Here is a 16,564-nt window from a genome sequence, read left to right on the forward strand (position 1 = left end):
GCTCACGCGAAGTGATAGATCGACTTGACCTGCTGGTACGCAGCGAGACCCTCGGCTCCGAACTCCTTGCCATAGCCGCTCTGCTTGACCCCACCGAACGGCGCCCCGATGTCGGGGATGTAGCCGTTGATGCCGATCGTTCCGGTCTGCACGCCGCGGGCGACCGCCATAGCCCGGTCGTCATCGGTCGACCAGACCGAACCTCCCAGGCCGTAGTCGGAGTCGCTCGCGATGCGGATGGCATCCGCATCGTCGTCGTAACCGATGACCGTGAGCACCGGTCCGAAGATCTCTTCCTGCGCGATCCGCGCGGTGTTGTCGAGGCCGGCGAACAGGGTGGGGCGCACAAAGTGGCCGCGGTCCCAGCCATCCGGTCGTCCGCTGCCCCCGACGACGACGCGTCCGCCTTCGCTCTTTCCGATCTCGATGTAGTTCGCCACGCGCTCCTGCTGGTTCTTGCTCGCCATCGGCCCGATCAGCGTCGCGTCGTCGAGCGGGTCACCGACGGGCGAGAACCGCATGAGGGTCGCCAGCACGTCGACGACCTCGTCGTACCGACGCCGCGGCGCGAGAACACGCGTGCCGAGGAAGCAGACCTGCCCGTTGTTGGCGAGCGTCGACGCAAAGAAGCTCTGACCCATCTTCTCCAGATCGAGGTCGGCATCGTCGAGGATGATCGCCGCCGACTTTCCGCCGAGCTCGAGGCTGACGGGGCGCAGCAGTTCGGCGCAGGCTTTGGCGACCGCGCGCCCCCCGGTTGTCGAGCCCGTGAACGCGACCTTGTCGACGCCCGGGTGCGACACGATGTAGGCGCCGAGCTCGCGCCCACCGGGCAAGATGCTGACGACGCCCTCGGGCACACCCGCGGCCTCGATCGCGTCGGCAAGAATGAAGGCGTCGAGGACCGTTTCGGGTGAGGGCTTGAGGATGATCGTGTTGCCCGCCGCGAGCGCGGGCGCGAGCTTGGTCATCGTGAGCGACTGCGGCACGTTCCACGGCACGATCCCGGCCACGACGCCGATGGGCATGCGGCGCACCGTCGTGCGGGAGACGAAGATACCGGGGCGCTCTTCTTCCACGGCCTGGTTGCGTGCAAGGTCGGCGTAGAAACGCAGTGTGGCGGCCGGGTAGGGGGCTTCAAGAGCACGAGCGATCGTGATGGGCATGCCGTTCTGCATCGAGATCACGCGCACGGTCTCGTCGGCACGTGCCTGGACCTCGTCGGCGAGCTTCTCGACGACCGCTGCACGCTCGGCCGGGTCCCACGTCGACCAGCCCTGCGGGTCATCGAACGCACGACGTGCCGCCGCGACCGCGCGGTCGACGTCGGCCTCAGTCGCTTCGGGAACGGACCCGATGACCTCTTCGGTCGTCGCGGAGCGCACCGTGATGCGCCGGTTCGATGCGGGCTTCTGCCAGGCACCGCCAATGAACAGGTCGGTGCGATCGACGTTGGTCGACAGGTTCGTGGCCATCGTGAGGCTCATGATCTCTCCTTCGGGATCAGCGGCGGAATGGTTGCCGTATTACATCTGGCCACACGGCGGGCACGGCAAGCACCGTCCGCGAGTCCAGAGAATCCGATCGGTCCTGGTACTGCGGTACGGCATCCCCGCCTCAGGGTGGGAGAACGAGAGCTTCAGGACTCGGACTGCTCCAGCAGATGAGCAAGCAGCGCCGCGGCGTAGAGCTCGTGACGACGCGAGGCGATCGGACGGCCGATCGCCTGTTCGATACGCTTCAGCCGGTAGACGACCGTGTTCCGGTGAATCCGCAAACGCTCGGCCGTATCCGCCAGGGATTGCCCCGTCTCGAGGTAGAGCCGCAGCGTCTCGCGGTTCTCTCGATCCGAGACGGCCCCGGTTGCGAGCGCCCCGAGTTCGGTCGCGACGAACCATTCGGCACGCTCGGGATCGCGCAGCAGCAGGCTGAGATAAGACATCCTCTCGGTATCGGCGATATCCGGGGCGATGCCGGGCGGCAGGCGACCGGCGACCGCCGCGTATTCGCGGGCCAACAGATGGCTCCTCCGGAACCCCTGCACGCCACGGGCCACAGGCCCGATGGCGACACCGACTCGTCCTGGGTCACGCGGGATAGATCGAACGCGCTCCAACACCGCGGGGGGCGGGTCGTCGGCGAACGTCAGCCAGATCCACAGGGTCCGATCATCGCCCGGCACGACGGTGACGGCATTCGCGAACGCGCTCATGCCGATCTGCCGGGCTGCAGTGTCGAGGTGAGGCCCGATCCCTGCGGTGGGATGCCAGAGCACGACGGCGACGTGGTGGCCGGACAGGTCGATGCCCAGGTCGTCGAAACCCTTCGCGTCCCGAACGCCGGGCTTCAGGAGGGCGTCGATCAACGCGCGCTTCGTGGCGAGCATCTCCCCGTCCAGCTGCGCCTGGGCGACGACGTAGTCGGTGACGAAGCTGTCGACGACGGCGTCGTAGATGGCCGCGCTCGCACTCAGCACGCTGTGCGCGATATCCCCCGCGCGCTCCCCGGCCGCGGTGAGGAGCTGATCGACCCAGCGCCGCTCGGTGACGCGCACCGCTTGGATGACGAGCGAGGACTCGATTCCGAGGCGAGCTGCCGGAGCGGCGAAGCGGAAGGGAAGATCGAGAAAATGTCGATCCGGGTCGTCGTGCATGAGCCGGTAGGCGAACTCGAGCAGCATCCGCGCCGCGGCACGTTCGACCTCCCGGTAGGGCACCCGCGAATCGCCCTCGTTCTGATCGCTCACGATGGCCTGAGCGACACGCGCCTCGGCTGCCAACCATCCGAAGAACGACGGGGGAAGCGCCGCCCGCGCGGTTCGTTCTTCGCGTTCGTCGAGCAGGGTGGATACGTCCGCGTCGACAAAGCCAGCTGTGACGGCTTCGATCAGCCAGGCGAGGGGAACGCCGGACGCTTCGCGGGATCGCAGCGCGGCCATGGATGCTCCCTCGTTGCGGACTTCTGTGTCGCCTGCGCCCGACTTTACCCACACCGCGCGAGCGCATCGTGTGTTCTTTTCGTTCATGTTCCGCGGCTGGACCGTGGTACCAAGTCGACAGGTCCCTTTCGTATCGCGCACCGATGTGCGCGCGCTCCGCCCGGGCGCAGGGTGGATCAGCACTTATCGGCCACCGACGCCCGAGGAATGAACGCATGCGCACCAAACCACGCAAATGGATCGAAGCCGAACTCGAGCAGCTCGATCCCCATGTCGACTACGAGCGAATCGTCGCGCTCGGAACGAGCTACTACGTGAGCGACTTCCTGATGGATTACATCTACGCGTTGACGTTTCCGAACTTCATCGCGCCGGCTCGTGGTGCCGAGGCCGTCCTGCGCGCGGGGACGGGCAAGATCTACGCAGCCCCGAACAAGCGCATGGACGACACCGGTCGCCACATGTTGATCTGGTGGGAGAACGGCCCGTCACACCCGGCCACCCAGCGCTCCGTCGAATCTCTCAACCGCCTGCACGAACACTGGGCGAAACAGTATCCGGGCAACTTCTCGCACAACGAAGACTACGTTTACACCCTCTGCTACGAGGCGGCCTTCATGCATCGAATGCGCCTGAGGATCGGTCTGCCGGGCTTCCCCGAGAAGGTCCAGATGGCCTCGGTCGAGTTCTGGAGCCGGATGGCAAAGCTGTTCCGCAACGCAGGCACGGGCGAACCGCTCCACGGCTTTCCGGCGGATTTCGCGGGGATCATGGCGTACATGGACGACTACGAGGCGCGCGACTGGGGCGACAACTCGCACGGAGCGGCCGTCATGGAGCGGATGCTGACGCCGTTCGCCGAACGTCACTTCCCCCGTCCCCTGCACGGGGTGGCGCGCGCGATGGTCCTGGGGATGTATCCGGACCACATCTTCCGCACCTACGGCATCGCCCGACCCGGACCCATCACCCGGTGGTTCGGACGATCCTTCATGAAGGTCGGCTTGACGATGAGCGAGCGCTACCTACCGGATCCCGAGGTCACTCTCGCTGAGAAGCATCGCCAGGCGCGCGCGGCCAAAGTGCAGACGCTCTTACGTCATGCCGATCGGCCCAGCGCGATTCGAGAAGCCGAGGACGTCGCGGCGACCAGCTGATCGGGATCGGGGGGACGGCGCACGCCTTATCCGGGGCGATGACCACGGGATCAGGCGTGCGCCGCATTCACGACCGGGCCCCATTCACGACCGGGCTTGGGCGACGAGTTCGGTCGGGTGGGCGACGGACTCGGCGTTGAGCCGATGCCAGGTGCGGTTCTGATAGACCAGGCCATCCGGCATCTCGGCACCGCCGTCGAGACGCGACTCGACCGCCGTGGCAACGAATACCGTCGACCCACCGGCGTCGATCCGGTGCAGGATGCGCGCGCGCAACCAGGTATGGGCATCGTCGAAAACGGGTTCGCCCGTGTCGAGTCGCCTCCAGCGCGTCGTGTCGGCGAACCGATCGATGCCACTCGTCGCACCCAAGACGGCCAGATCGAGATTCTCTGCCGAGAGAAGGTGGACGACGACCGTATCGGCCAGTCGGAGCACGACGGCGCTGGAACTGTGCACCGAAACCGAGAACATCAGCAGGGGCGGGTCGGCGCTGACGGCCGACACGGAAGACGCGGTCAGCGCGATCGGGACGCCGTGCGCGTCGGCGGTGATCAGGGAGACCCCCGCCGGATGCGAGCGGAATGCGGCCTTGAAGTCATCGGGGCTGATCATCGTCGGTCCGCTCTCATGAGACCGAGGCAAGGTACCGGATGGCGCCCTGGCGCCAGTTCAGGGTCACGTGATGCGAGATCATCTCGACATCGCGCTTGGCGCGCGAGATCGGGTGCTCGGCATTACCCGCCCGTGCACCGACGAGCGAGAAGATCTGCTGTACCGAGCGCAGTGCTGTGCGCGTCACGAGCGCATTGTCACGGGCCTCTCGGGCGGTGTCGGCCTCGCTGGACTCCTCGCGCAGGCGCGCTCGCTCGGATGCCTCGAAGCTTCGCTTCTCGATCAGCAGGCGCGCCATCTGAATGTCACCCTGCGCCTGGGCGAATTCGCTGGCCACGTACTCCTGCTCGGAGAGGCTCACGGAGCCGCCGAGCGCGTTGGCGACACGGGTAGACGACCCGACCGTCTCGGCGAAGTGCTCGGCAGCACCCCACGCGGCACCGACGGCACATGACGCAAACGGGAAACGACCGTGAGAGGGCCATGTGGCGTACATCGTGTCGAACGTGGGATGCATCGACCGGCGTTCCTTCAGCTTTCGCACGGTGTCCGCCGTCCGCTGGACACGGTGCTCGGGAACGAAGACATCAGTCACCGACATCGAACGACTGCCCGTGCCGCGCATGCCGGTCGGGTGCCAATCGTCGATCGTCTCCGCATCGTCGTGCGGCACGAGGAACATGTGACCCTCGCCGTCGTCACCGACGGGGGCGTTGAAAATGAGCCACTCGGAGAAGTCAGACCCGCTGCAGAATCCCCACTTACCGGTCAACAGGTATCCGCCGTCCACCTTCTTCGCGACGGCCTTCGGATTGAGGTTGGTGTTGCCGGCGAGAGTGGCGTAGGTATCGGATCCCCAGATCTCGTCTTGGACCTCTTCGGGGTAGGCGAGGATCGCCATGTTGTCGGAGCTGAGGATCGAGAACACCCACGCCGTGGAGGCGCATCCGCGCGCCAGGTTCATCGCGATGCGCGCGTGCTCGTGCTCACTGAGTTCGAGCCCGCCGTACTTCTTCGGCTTCAGAACGTGCAGCAAGCCCGCGTCGCCGAGTCGGCGGTAGGTGTCGTCGGGGATCCGGCGCTCGCGATCTACCTCGGCTGCTCGTTCTCGCAGCAACGGGATCAGTTGGACGGCCGAGTCGACGACATCGTCGGCGGATAGGTTCGGCGCGGGAGCGACTCGAGCGGACGTAGGGGTGAGGATGGACATCGGAACCGCCTCTCGCGTGGCGTCGGTGCCGCGCTGGTTGTGGGGAGTAGTCCCTCCATCCTGATTACGAGTCCATTTGCGGTCAAACAGAACAATTCGACGATAAAGCTCACGAAAATCGCTTTAGTCAGTACCCGTGTAGGCGTCTCCGCGCGCGTACTGCTGGCGTACGAGGTCGGCGAGCGCCCGCGCCCGGCTCGAGAGAGCCACTCCTCGAGCCCAGGCAAAGACTACCGACACCGATGGCGGCGGCGGCACGATCTCGCGTTCGAGGATCGGCAGCCCTTCGTAGCTCAGCTTGTTGGCCGGACGTTGCACCAATACGGCGTAGGCGGAGTCGGAGCGGGCGACGATCGAGCGAGTGAGCTCGAACGCGTGCGTGAGGTGCCGTACGCGCGGAGTCAACCCCCGCGCCTCGAAGATCGACATGGCGTAGCGGGTGCTGGGCGTCTGATCGAACAGGACGAAGGGAAGGTCGGCCAGCTCCTCGAGCGCCACGACCTTCTTGTTCGCGAGCGGGTTGCCGGCGCCGAAGAGGGCGTATCCGCGCGCCGCGTACAACTCGAACGTCTCGAGTGCCTCGAACCCGCCCATGTCGTACATGATCGCCACGTCGATCGCGCCCGAACGCAGCGCGGCGGTGAGTTCGTCCTGCGCTCCTACGACGAAGTCGATCGAGACCTGCGGATGCAGCGTCTCGTACTCCTCGAGGATGCGTGGGAGCACGGCGGGCGCGAGCGTAGCGAAGCACCCCAGCACGACGGGCCCGACCAATTCGGACCCGCCACCCTGCACGGCGTAGTTCAGCTCGGCGACATCGTTCAGCAGGCGCCGCGCTTTCTCGAGGACGAGAGTCCCCGTGGAGGTGAGCGTGACACCCTGAGCGCGACGGCGAACGCAGAGCTCAGCGCCCAGCGCACGCTCGAGCTCGGTTATCGAGGCCGAGATGGCGGACGGCGAGAACCGTAGCGTCTTCGCGGCCCCGCTGATCGTGCCGGCGTCCGCAGCGGCGACGAAGTGGGCGAGTTGACGGAAGGTGAGCTCACCACGGGTGAGCTGACCCTCGAGCGTGGGATCGACATTGACCATGCGCTCACTGTATAACCCAGCAAAACCGTGCTTCATCCTCGCATTGTTCTGTTTGACCGTCGAAAGAGCGGCCGCACAGGATGGTCACGGATCCACATCCCGGTCAGGCGCCCATTCAGGTCGCGGCCGCGACGCCATCACCAGACCGCCGAGTTCAGCGACGACCCCGGCGGGATGAGCGTCACCACCACGGGAGGCACAGCTCGATGAAGATCTCAGGTTCCTCGCGTCGCGCGTACGCGACGCTCGCAACGATCAGCGTCATCGCCTTGGCGATGACCGGATGCGCTCGAGGGGGTGGGGGCTCGGGCGATGCGAGCGACGGCACGGTCGAAGCGAGCCCCGGCATCACCGACACATCCATCACGATCGGCACAACGGCGCCGCTCACGGGCAACGCGGCGGGTGTCGGCAACTGCGCCGTCGACGGCGGGCTCGCCTACTTCGGCGCGAAGAACGCCGAGGGCGGTATCGAGTTCGGCGACGGCAAGACCCGCACGGTGGAGTTCACGGCCTACGACGACGGCTACGACCCGCAGCGCGCGCTCGCGAACTTCCAGCAGATGCAAGCGGACGGTGCGTTCGCGGCGGCACTGAGTCTCGGCACGCCAACGAACCGCGCGTGGCGCGAGGCCGCCATCGACGCCGAGTTCCCGCAGGTTCTTCTGCAAACGGGTGATCCGCTGTTCAGCAACCGCGAAGAAAGTCCGTGGCAGTTGGGCCTGCTTCCGGTTTATCAGCAGGAGGGCGAGGCGTTCGGCGAACTGCTCGCCAATTCCCCCGATGACCACAAGGTCGCCATCCTGTTCCAGAACGACGACTTCGGTGAGGGCTACGTCGAGGGCTTCAGGGAGGCGATCGAGGACGCTGACAACGTCGAAGTCGTCAAGGAGCTGGGCTACGAGGCCACCTCAACCGATGTGAACGCCCAGATCACCGACCTCGCGTCGACGGATGCCGACGTTTTCCTCAACGCCATGTCTTCGCTGGCACCGCTCGTGATCGGCTCGCTGCAGCAGGCCGACACGATCGGGTGGCACCCCAGCATCTTCCTCCCCTCGGTCTCTGCGAGCCCCGCAGCGTTCCTCGTCCCCTCCGGAGTGGCCGACACCTTCCCGGGCATCTACACCACGGCATCGTCAATGACCGTGGGCTCGCCGCTGTTCACGGAGGACCCGAACAGCACGGTATTCCTCGACGCGCTCGCGGAATACACGGCGCAGCCGGGTGAGCCCAGTTTCCCCCAGTGCCTCTGGAGCTGGATCGGAGCATCGATCCTCGAGCAGGCGTTCATGAAGATGGAGGAACCGACGCGGGAGAGCTTCATGGAGGCCCTCCGCTCGATCAGCGATTACTCGGCGCCGTTCCTCCTCGACGGCGGCGTGATCGACACGACGACCGATGACCGACCGGCCATGAGCACCGTCGTCGTCCAGATGTACAACGGGGCTGGCTTCACGATCGTCGACGCGCTCGACTGATCGACTCCCCACCGAAGGGCGCACGAACGAGAGGTTCGTGCGCCCTTCGTCATGACCGCCTCGTGACGCGCATGCTCCGAACGAGCACGCTCGTGCACGAGGTGGGTGTACGGTGATATTGTACGTATACGGACGATCTTTCGTGATCGACGCTGCCGCGCATCGAAGGAGATATGACATGCAGTTCTACCGTGACGGCTATCGGCCCGGCGATCCCGACGAGCTTCCGGCCCGGGACTACGGACTCGCCCGATCCGTCGACATGCCCAGCGAGGTCGATGTGCTGATCGTCGGAACCGGGCCCGCCGGCTGCGTCCTGGGCGCCCAACTGGCGGCCTTCCCCGACATCGATACGCGAATCGTCGAGCGTCGGAACGGCCCCCTTCAGGTCGGGCAGGCAGATGGAGTCGCATGCCGCACGGTCGAGATGTTCCAGAGCTTCGGTCTCGCCGAGGCTCTCGTGCGCGAGGCTTACTGGGTCAACGAAACGCGCTTCTGGGGACCCTCGGCTGAGGACCGCTCGCGCATCGTTCGCACGGGATGGGTCGACGACACCCCCGAGGGGCTCAGTGAGTTCCCGCACGTCATCGTGAACCAAGCACGCATGCAGCAGTACCTGCTCGATCACATGGAGTCCTCGGCCAGCAAGCTGGTTCCGGATTACGGGATCGAATTCGTGGACCTCACGGTTCTCGACGGCGACTATCCGGTCGAGGTGCGGCTGCGCCGGGCCGACACAACGGGCGAGAGCGAATTCACGATCCGCGCCCGCTACGTCGTCGGGTGCGACGGCGCCCGCAGCTCCGTCCGCCAGGCGATCGGCCTCGAGCTGAAGGGTGACGCCGCCAACCATGCGTGGGGCGTGATGGATGTGCTCGCCACGACCGACTTTCCGGACTGGCGCACGAAGAACGTAATCCAGTCCGCGGGACGCGGCAGCCTCATCATGATCCCCCGCGAGGGCGGGAACATGGTGCGCTGTTACGTTGATCTCGGCGCCGTGCCCGCCGGGGACAGCCGCATTCGGCAGACCACGGTCGAGCAACTCACCGCCGTCACCAACTCGATCCTGCATCCCTATTCCATAGACGTCCGCTCGGTCGCCTGGTCTTCCGTCTACGAGGTCGGACAACGACTCAGCGATCGTTTCGACAACGCAGACACCGCGCCCGAGCCGAGTGTGTTCATCGCGGGTGACGCGTGCCACACCCACTCGGCAAAAGCCGGACAGGGCATGAACGTGTCGATGCAGGATGCCTTCAATCTGGGCTGGAAGCTCGCCGCTGTCCTGCAGGGTCGCTCCCCCGCCGAGCTTCTTCGGACGTATTCGGCCGAGCGCCAATCCGTGGCCAAGGACCTGATCGAGTTCGATCGGTTCTGGTCGGCGTTCGTCGCGCAGCCGACCTTCGACCCGGATCGCCCCGAGGAAGGCGGCGTGACGGCGACCGAACTGCGAGACGAGTTCGCCCGGCAGGGCCGGTACACCGCCGGACTCGCCACGACCTATCAACCCTCGACGCTGACGGGCACGAGCCAGTACCAGTCACTGGCCTCCGGCTTCGTGATCGGTACGAGATTCCACTCGACCCCTGTCGTGCGTCTCGCCGACGCCAAGCCGATGGAGCTCGGGCACGCTCATCGAGCCGACGGGCGATGGCGAATCTACGCATTCGCTTCGAGTGATGATGCGGAACTCCTGAACACCGCTTCGTGGCTGTCGGACGCTCCGGACTCCCCCCTGCGGGTTTTCGCCGCGGAGGCGGACGACCTCGACGCGGTCATCGATGTGCACGGCGTCTTCCGATCCGGGCACCACGAAATCGACGTAACCCGCCTTCCCGCCGCGCTGATCCCGCGCACGGGCCCGTTGCATCTCCAGGACTGGGAGAAGGCGTGGGCAAAGCATCCGAAGCGCGACATCTTCGCCGAGCGTGGGATCGCCGATGCGGGAGCGCTTGTCATCGTGCGACCCGATCAGTATGTCGCGCACGTCCTGCCCCTCGACGCCCGCGCCGAACTGACGGACTTCTTCGCCGGGTTCCTCACCGCACAACCCGCGTTATCGATCGGGAGGGCGCGCCATCCGGAAACCTGACACAGGGGATGGGGCGCATTCCCGTTCGTGACATGATGGGCGGCGATGGTCGACTCGCATCCCGCCGATGGTGGAGCGCCCCTCGGGGGCGTCCCGATGCACGCGATCTGTGGCCATCTTCTGCGACGCGCTCAGCAGGTCCATACCGCGATCTGGACGGAATCGTTCGGAACGGATCTGACCAGTCCGCAATATGCCGTGCTCACCGCGCTCGCCGCGCACCCGCGGATCGACCAGCATCGCCTCGGGCAGCTCGTCTCCCTCGACAAGTCCTCCGTGGCGGACGTCGTGGCTCGGCTGACGGACCGGGCATGGATCGTCCGCGAGGGCGACCCCCAAGACGCCCGCCGCAATGTGTTGACACTCGCGCCGGGCGTCGGAGCTACGCTCGATCGCTTGACGAGCATCGCCCAGTCCGTGCAAGATCGGCTGCTCGAAATCGTACCGATGGCGCAGCGACCACATCTTGTGTGCGGGTTGCGCCAGATAGCTTCGTTGGATCCGCGAAACTGGGCAGCGTTCGTTGTGAGCCCGATCTCGACGCTACGGAGCGACGCGCCCGGAGCGCTGCTGCGCCGCGCACAGCAGATGCACACGGCTCTCTGGACCGAAACGTTCGGGCAGACAATAACCGGGCCCCAGTTCGCCGCCGTTCAGACTCTCGCGCAATATCCCGGTATCAGTCAGCGCAACCTGGGTGAGCGAGCGGCGCTCGACAAGTCCACGGCCGCCGACATCATCGCCCGCCTCGCGCGGAGAGGATGGATCGCACGAGAAAATGATCCGCTCGATCGTCGCCTGCGGCTCCTGACGTTGACGACGACAGGGAAACAGACGGCGGAGTCGACTTTCACGCCGGTCATGCAGGTACAAGAACGGCTTCTCGAACCCGTGCCCGCACCGGAGAGGGAGCGCTTCCTCGAGGCGCTCGCCGTGTTGGCGTACTCACGCAACACCTGAGATGTTCACGGGTCAGCCGGAGCGAGATCCGACTCCGGTGCCGCGGGCACGCGATGCCCGGCCCGATCGAGCGCGTTGCGCGCGCGCCGCAGATAGTCGCCGAACTGCTCGCGTTCGCTCTCCGACAGATCCGACACCAGCAGATCCTCGAGCGCCTCGACCTGCGGCGTCAGACCCGCAACGGCCTCCGCGCCGCTCTCGGTGAGGAAGAGCAGGATGCGACGACGGTGCAGGGGATCGCTCTCGCGCCGGACGTACCCGGAATCGAAGAGCGGGTCCATCGTCGCGGCCATGGTCTGCGCGCGTACGAACGAGCGCCGCGCAAGCTCTGAGCTCGTGATGCCGGGACGTCGGGCGAGCACCGTCATCGCCGTGTACTGGGCCGCGGTCATGCCGGCCGCCGCGCAGGCCTCGAACAACCGTGGACGCAAAGCCAGGTCGAGCTGTTTGATGATGTACACGAGTCCACGACTGCTCTCCACGTGCTCCTCCTCCCGCCGCGGTTCAGGGTAGCGCGTTCGGGTCGCTTCGTCCCGGTCGCGAGTTTCAGTTATCCTGAATATGAATCGATGCGCAGTCGCTCGGATTCACGCTCATGCTCAAAGGAGAAGCCATGACGCCATCTACCGAAGTCGTTCGCTTGGACGGTCGTGTCGCCATCGTCACCGGCAGCGGTCGAAGCCTCGGGCGTGCCTATGCCCTCGCGCTTGCAGACGCGGGTGCCGCCGTCGTCGTCAACGATGTGGACCCCGTGACGGCTGCCGAGACGGTGGCCGCCATCACCAGCACGGGCGGGCGAGCCGTCGCCGTCGTCGCGCCGGTCGGCCCCGCGAGCACGGCGGAGGCGCTGGTCGACGCGGCCCTGACGCAGTTCGGGCGCCTCGACGTCTTGATCGCCAACGCGGGCGTGCTGCGCGACCGCGTCCTGTGGAAGATGTCGGACGAGGACTTCGACGCCGTGGTCGACACGCACCTGCGGGGCACGTTCACGTGCGGCCGTGCCGCCGCGATCGCCATGCGCGAGCAGGGCGACGGCGGACGAATCGTTGTGATCGGGTCGCCCGCGGGCCAGTTCGGCAGCTTCGGACAAACGAACTACGCCGCGGTGAAGGCGGGTGTCGTCGCGATGGCCCGCACCTGGTCGCTCGAACTCGCGCGGGCCGGAATCACCGCGAACGCGGTGATCCCCACGGCCCTCTCGCCGATGACGGCGACGATACCCGCGTACACGCAGGTCTACGAGGACTTCCTCGCGACCGGCGAGATTCCGCGCGAATACCGAAGCAGCCACGCTCTGGGAACCCCCGAGGACGTTGCGCCGCTGCTGGTCTGGCTCGCCTCCGAGCGCTCTGCACACGTCACCGGTCAGGCCATCGGGATCGGCGGCGATCGACTCACCCTGTATGCGCACCCGTCAGCGCTCCGCACCCTCGACCACGACGGCGGCTGGAGCGCCGAGCGGATCGACGAGGCGTGGCGAGACGATCTGGGCGCTCTGGCCCAGACATCCGGTCCGCCGGACCTGTCCTGACGCGCGGTCATGGCTACGGCGATGAAGGGGTACTACAGCGACGTCTGGCAGGCGCTCGGGCGCGCGATGCCCGACCGCACCGCGATCGTCGCCCCCGACGAACGCATCAGCTACCGACGGTTCACGGATGCAGCGGGCTCGCTCGCTCGCCATCTGACCGAACGGGGCCTGGGGCCGGGCGACGGCCTCGGGATTCTGCTCTACAACCGGCCCGAGTACCTCGTCGCCTTCTACGCGGGATTCGCGACGGGGATCGCTCCAACGCCCATCAACTACCGGTTCCGTCCCGCCGAGGTCGCCGGGCTGCTCAACGACAGCAGCGCTGGCGCCCTGCTCTATCCGGCCTCGCTGGCCGATGTCGTCGCGGAGGCCGTGCTGCTGTGCGCCATCCGTCCCGCGCTCATCGAGATCGACGACGTGGGCGCGGGAACGGGTCCCGTGCTCGCCGGGGCGACCAGCTACGTCGATGTCATCGCGACGCCCGGGCGGTTGCCCGAGACACCCCCGCCCGGCGGCGAGCTCCGCCTCTACACGGGCGGAACCACGGGCCGGCCGAAGGCCGTGCTCTGGGGCGCGGAGGACATCCTGGACGTTCAGCTGTACTCGATCTACGACTCGGTCGGCGTCCGCCCACCGACCGATATGACGCAGGCCGTCGGCATCGCCCTCTCCCCCGAAACGCCCCGCGTCGTGAGCCTGCCGCTCGCCCCGTTCATGCACGGCACGGCGCTGTTCACCTCCATCAACACGTTGATCCTCGGCGGCACGGTCGTTGTCACCTCCTCCCCCCGCCTCGACGCCGACGACGCGGTGCGCCTGAGCATCGAAGAGGGCGTTACGCGGCTCATAGTGGCGGGTGACGCGATCGCCCTCCCCCTCGCCGCCGCCGCCGAACAGGCAGGCATCACGCGGCTCGGGCGCGTCTCGTCGGCGATCAGTTCGGGGATGCGCTTCGGAGACGTGGCCAAACGTCGCCTGCACGATCTCGGACTGACATCGATCATCGACCTGCTGGCCTCGACCGAAGGCGGGCCCTTCGCCGTGAATGTCACGACATCGGTCGAGGATGTGCCGGGCACTTTCCGGCTCATGCCGGGCGCCGTCGTGCTGGACGAGCAGCAGGAAGAGGTGCAGCACACGGTCGGCGCCCGCGGCATCCTCGCATTCCGGGGGACCCTGCCGCGAGGCTACCTGGGCGATGAGGAGAAGACGCGTGCGACCTTCCCCGAACTCCGCGGAGTCCGACACGTCGTGCCCGGCGACTGGGTGCGCGTGCTGCCCGAGGGAGCGGTCGAGCTGCTCGGCCGTGGCAGCGCCGTCGTCAACACCGGGGGCGAGAAGGTCTACCCGGTCGAGGTGGAAGAAGCTTTGTTGACCCACGCATCCGTCGCGGATGCCGTGGTCTTCGGCATGCCCGACGCCCGCTTCGGCGAGGTCGTCACCGCCGTCGTCGTGCCGGCGCCCGGCGCGACGGTCGACACGGAACAGTTGCGCGATCACGTCGGTGCGCGCCTGGCCGGCTACAAGAAGCCGCGCAACGTCTTCGTCCGCGAGAGCCTCGAACGCACACCGCACGGCAAGGTCGACATGCTTCGACTGAAGGAGAGCGTGGCCGCTGAGCTCACGGTCGACTGAAGAGCCGGCGCATAACAGCGAGGGTCAGTCTCGTTCGGCCAGGATCCGCTCGAACCATGCGAGCGTCGCGCGCGTCATATCGGCGGGTTGACCGGATGCCTCGAGCTCTGCCAGTGATGCGCGCACCTCTTGTTCACGGCGCGGCGCGTGCTCGTACGAGCCCGAGACGAGCCGCTCCACGAGCGCCGCACCACCCTCGCCGAGCTCTTGCGCGATGCGGTCGCGCAACCAGACCTCGGAACCGGACACCCGCGCGGCTCCCAGACTCTCGATCACGAGCGCCGCGAGGCCTTTCATGAAGATGCTCCGCAGCAGCTTCATGCGCGCCGCCTCGCCGGCAGCGCCCGGCACCACCGTGAGCGACATCCCGAACGGCTCCATGAGAGCCACAAAGCCTTCGGCGCCACCGCCGCTTGCGAGAAGCGCGGTGCGGTGGCCGTCGCGGGGCACGGGTGCGAGTACGGCCACATCGGCCATAAGCACCCCGGAGCGCTCCGCCCGCAGTGCGATCTGCTGCTTGATCTCCGGCGCGGTGGTGTTGAGGTCGGCGTAGATCGTCTGTGCGCCCAGGAGCGGGAGCGTCTCGGTTGCAACCTCGACGGCTGCTGACGCGCCGACGAGGCTCAGGACGAGATCCGCCCCGTTGATCGATTCGGACAGCTCGTCGCGCTGGTCGACCACGGGGCCCGGCGTCGTACGCGTGTCCTGGTACGGGTCGAAGCCGCGCACCTCGGCGCCGGCCCCGGCAAGCCCCGCCGCGTAGAGACGGCCGGCTTCGCCCAGTCCGATGATCGCGATTCTCGTCATGACACCCGTCACGATACCCGCGCGTCACGACACCCGCGGCGTCACGTTGCCCATCACGACACCCGCGGCGGGGCGGGCGGATCGTGCGGGTCGTGCGCGAGCCGCTCCAGGTACTCGATCGAGCGTCGCGACGAACCCACGAGAGAGCGGATGCCTCGGGATCCGTCGCCCTCGTCCGGAAGGTAGGCCTGCGCGAGGTCGTGCGAAACGCCCACCGCGGCGCGGCGCAGTAGGTCGATCAGGGACTGCGGCGACGCGCCATCGTTCGGCACGACCACGCCGAGCGCCGCATACACCGAGCCGTCCGGACCCGTCACGGGCACGGCGATCCCGGTCGATTCGGCATGAATGTGCCCCGCGCTGACCGCGTACCCGTCTGCTCGCACACGACGGACCTCACGGCGGAGCTCGTCCGGATCGACGATCGTCCGATCCGTGTACGCACGCAGACCACCGAGGATCACGTCCTCGACGACCGAAGGATCACCGTACGCGGCGAGGACGAGCCCGCTGGATGAGGCGAACAGCGGGATGCGCCCGCCGATCAGGGTCGCGTTCAGCACGGCGTCCTGCGCCGACATCCGCTCGATGAACAGCACATCACGACCCGCGCGAACCCCGAGCTGCACGTGCTGGCGGACGCGCTCGTGCACCGCACCGAGCCACGGCCGAGCGATCTCTCGCAGACCGACCGCGCCCGGCGTCCGACTCGCGAACTCCCACAACCGCACGCCGAGGCGATACGTGCGATCGGGCTGCCGCTCGAGCAGACCCTCGCGTTCGAGCTCGGCGATCAATCGGTGTGCGCTCGACGGCGCGAGCCCCGTGGCATCCGCGATCTCGGTCAGGGTGAGAAACGGATGCCACGCGTCGAACGACTCCAGGATGCGCAGGTGCTTGTGCAGCACCGACTCCCCCGCGGATCCGCGAGCCATGGCATCCTCCTCGACGCATCCCGCGGCGCCGCCCACGCGGCCACCATGGGTGGTCGGGCGCCATGTTAGTCGACGGATCGCGCAACCCACGTTCGCGTGGGATCTCGGGCG

14 protein-coding genes are annotated in these 16,564 nt (G+C 67.0%); 6 read left to right on the forward strand and 8 right to left on the reverse strand.

Annotated elements, in window-relative coordinates:
* Positions 1 to 2: 2 nt before the first annotated feature.
* Both CGU34_RS11300 and CGU34_RS11305 read right to left on the reverse strand, forming a co-directional pair.
* Complete coding sequence (locus tag CGU34_RS11300) at positions 3 to 1,487, reverse strand: aldehyde dehydrogenase (protein ID WP_232711651.1); 1,485 nt, start codon at positions 1,485 to 1,487, stop codon at positions 3 to 5.
* A 152-nt stretch (positions 1,488 to 1,639) separates the two neighbouring features.
* Positions 1,640 to 2,938, reverse strand: coding sequence for a PucR family transcriptional regulator (locus CGU34_RS11305; RefSeq protein WP_036299317.1), 1,299 nt, complete (start codon positions 2,936 to 2,938; stop codon positions 1,640 to 1,642).
* 215 nt (positions 2,939 to 3,153) lie between these two features.
* On the opposite strand from CGU34_RS11305, the gene CGU34_RS11310 reads away from it, so the two are divergent.
* The gene (locus CGU34_RS11310; protein WP_157811292.1) at positions 3,154 to 4,095 is read left to right on the forward strand and encodes an oxygenase MpaB family protein; all 942 of its coding nucleotides are present in this window, start codon (positions 3,154 to 3,156) and stop codon (positions 4,093 to 4,095) included.
* Positions 4,096 to 4,179: 84 nt separating this feature from the next.
* On the opposite strand, the gene CGU34_RS11315 is transcribed toward CGU34_RS11310, so the two are convergent.
* The 3 genes from CGU34_RS11315 to CGU34_RS11325 all read right to left on the reverse strand — a co-directional run bounded on the left by CGU34_RS11315 (position 4,180) and on the right by CGU34_RS11325 (position 7,009).
* Positions 4,180 to 4,710, reverse strand: a complete 531-nt coding sequence (locus tag CGU34_RS11315) for a flavin reductase family protein (protein WP_051513159.1) — start codon at positions 4,708 to 4,710, stop codon at positions 4,180 to 4,182.
* 13 nt (positions 4,711 to 4,723) lie between these two features.
* The gene (locus CGU34_RS11320) at positions 4,724 to 5,920 is read right to left on the reverse strand and encodes an acyl-CoA dehydrogenase family protein (RefSeq protein WP_036296839.1); all 1,197 of its coding nucleotides are present in this window, start codon (positions 5,918 to 5,920) and stop codon (positions 4,724 to 4,726) included.
* 123 nt (positions 5,921 to 6,043) lie between these two features.
* Positions 6,044 to 7,009 (reverse strand): LysR family transcriptional regulator, encoded by a 966-nt coding sequence (locus tag CGU34_RS11325; protein WP_051513157.1) that lies wholly within the window; start codon positions 7,007 to 7,009, stop codon positions 6,044 to 6,046.
* Between the two features lie 206 nt (positions 7,010 to 7,215).
* Between CGU34_RS11325 and CGU34_RS11330 the strand changes: the two genes are divergently transcribed.
* The 3 genes from CGU34_RS11330 to CGU34_RS11340 all read left to right on the forward strand — a co-directional run bounded on the left by CGU34_RS11330 (position 7,216) and on the right by CGU34_RS11340 (position 11,545).
* On the forward strand, positions 7,216 to 8,490 hold the full coding sequence (locus CGU34_RS11330; RefSeq protein WP_036296836.1) for an ABC transporter substrate-binding protein: 1,275 nt from the start codon (positions 7,216 to 7,218) through the stop codon (positions 8,488 to 8,490).
* A gap of 178 nt (positions 8,491 to 8,668) precedes the next feature.
* Complete coding sequence (locus CGU34_RS11335; RefSeq protein WP_051513155.1) at positions 8,669 to 10,585, forward strand: FAD-dependent monooxygenase; 1,917 nt, start codon at positions 8,669 to 8,671, stop codon at positions 10,583 to 10,585.
* Between the two features lie 45 nt (positions 10,586 to 10,630).
* Positions 10,631 to 11,545: a MarR family winged helix-turn-helix transcriptional regulator gene (locus CGU34_RS11340; RefSeq protein ID WP_100814150.1), complete on the forward strand. Its 915-nt coding sequence runs from the start codon at positions 10,631 to 10,633 to the stop codon at positions 11,543 to 11,545.
* 5 nt (positions 11,546 to 11,550) lie between these two features.
* Here CGU34_RS11340 and CGU34_RS11345 read toward each other — a convergent pair whose 3' ends face one another.
* Positions 11,551 to 12,027, reverse strand: coding sequence for a MarR family winged helix-turn-helix transcriptional regulator (locus CGU34_RS11345; RefSeq protein ID WP_198517758.1), 477 nt, complete (start codon positions 12,025 to 12,027; stop codon positions 11,551 to 11,553).
* Positions 12,028 to 12,158: 131 nt separating this feature from the next.
* On the opposite strand from CGU34_RS11345, the gene CGU34_RS11350 reads away from it, so the two are divergent.
* Complete coding sequence (locus CGU34_RS11350; RefSeq protein ID WP_036296822.1) at positions 12,159 to 13,076, forward strand: SDR family NAD(P)-dependent oxidoreductase; 918 nt, start codon at positions 12,159 to 12,161, stop codon at positions 13,074 to 13,076.
* Between the two features lie 9 nt (positions 13,077 to 13,085).
* Positions 13,086 to 14,711, forward strand: coding sequence for an AMP-binding protein (locus CGU34_RS11355; RefSeq protein WP_081766195.1), 1,626 nt, complete (start codon positions 13,086 to 13,088; stop codon positions 14,709 to 14,711).
* A 24-nt stretch (positions 14,712 to 14,735) separates the two neighbouring features.
* Here CGU34_RS11355 and CGU34_RS11360 read toward each other — a convergent pair whose 3' ends face one another.
* Together CGU34_RS11360 and CGU34_RS11365 are read right to left on the reverse strand one after the other, a co-directional pair.
* A complete protein-coding gene (locus CGU34_RS11360) occupies positions 14,736 to 15,518 on the reverse strand; it encodes an NAD(P)-binding domain-containing protein (protein WP_100814151.1) in 783 nt (260 codons plus the stop codon).
* 53 nt (positions 15,519 to 15,571) lie between these two features.
* The gene (locus CGU34_RS11365) at positions 15,572 to 16,453 is read right to left on the reverse strand and encodes an IclR family transcriptional regulator (RefSeq protein WP_100814152.1); all 882 of its coding nucleotides are present in this window, start codon (positions 16,451 to 16,453) and stop codon (positions 15,572 to 15,574) included.
* Positions 16,454 to 16,564: the final 111 nt, after the last annotated feature.

This window comes from Microbacterium lacus (assembly GCF_002812805.1).
GTDB lineage: Bacteria > Actinomycetota > Actinomycetes > Actinomycetales > Microbacteriaceae > Microbacterium > Microbacterium lacus_A.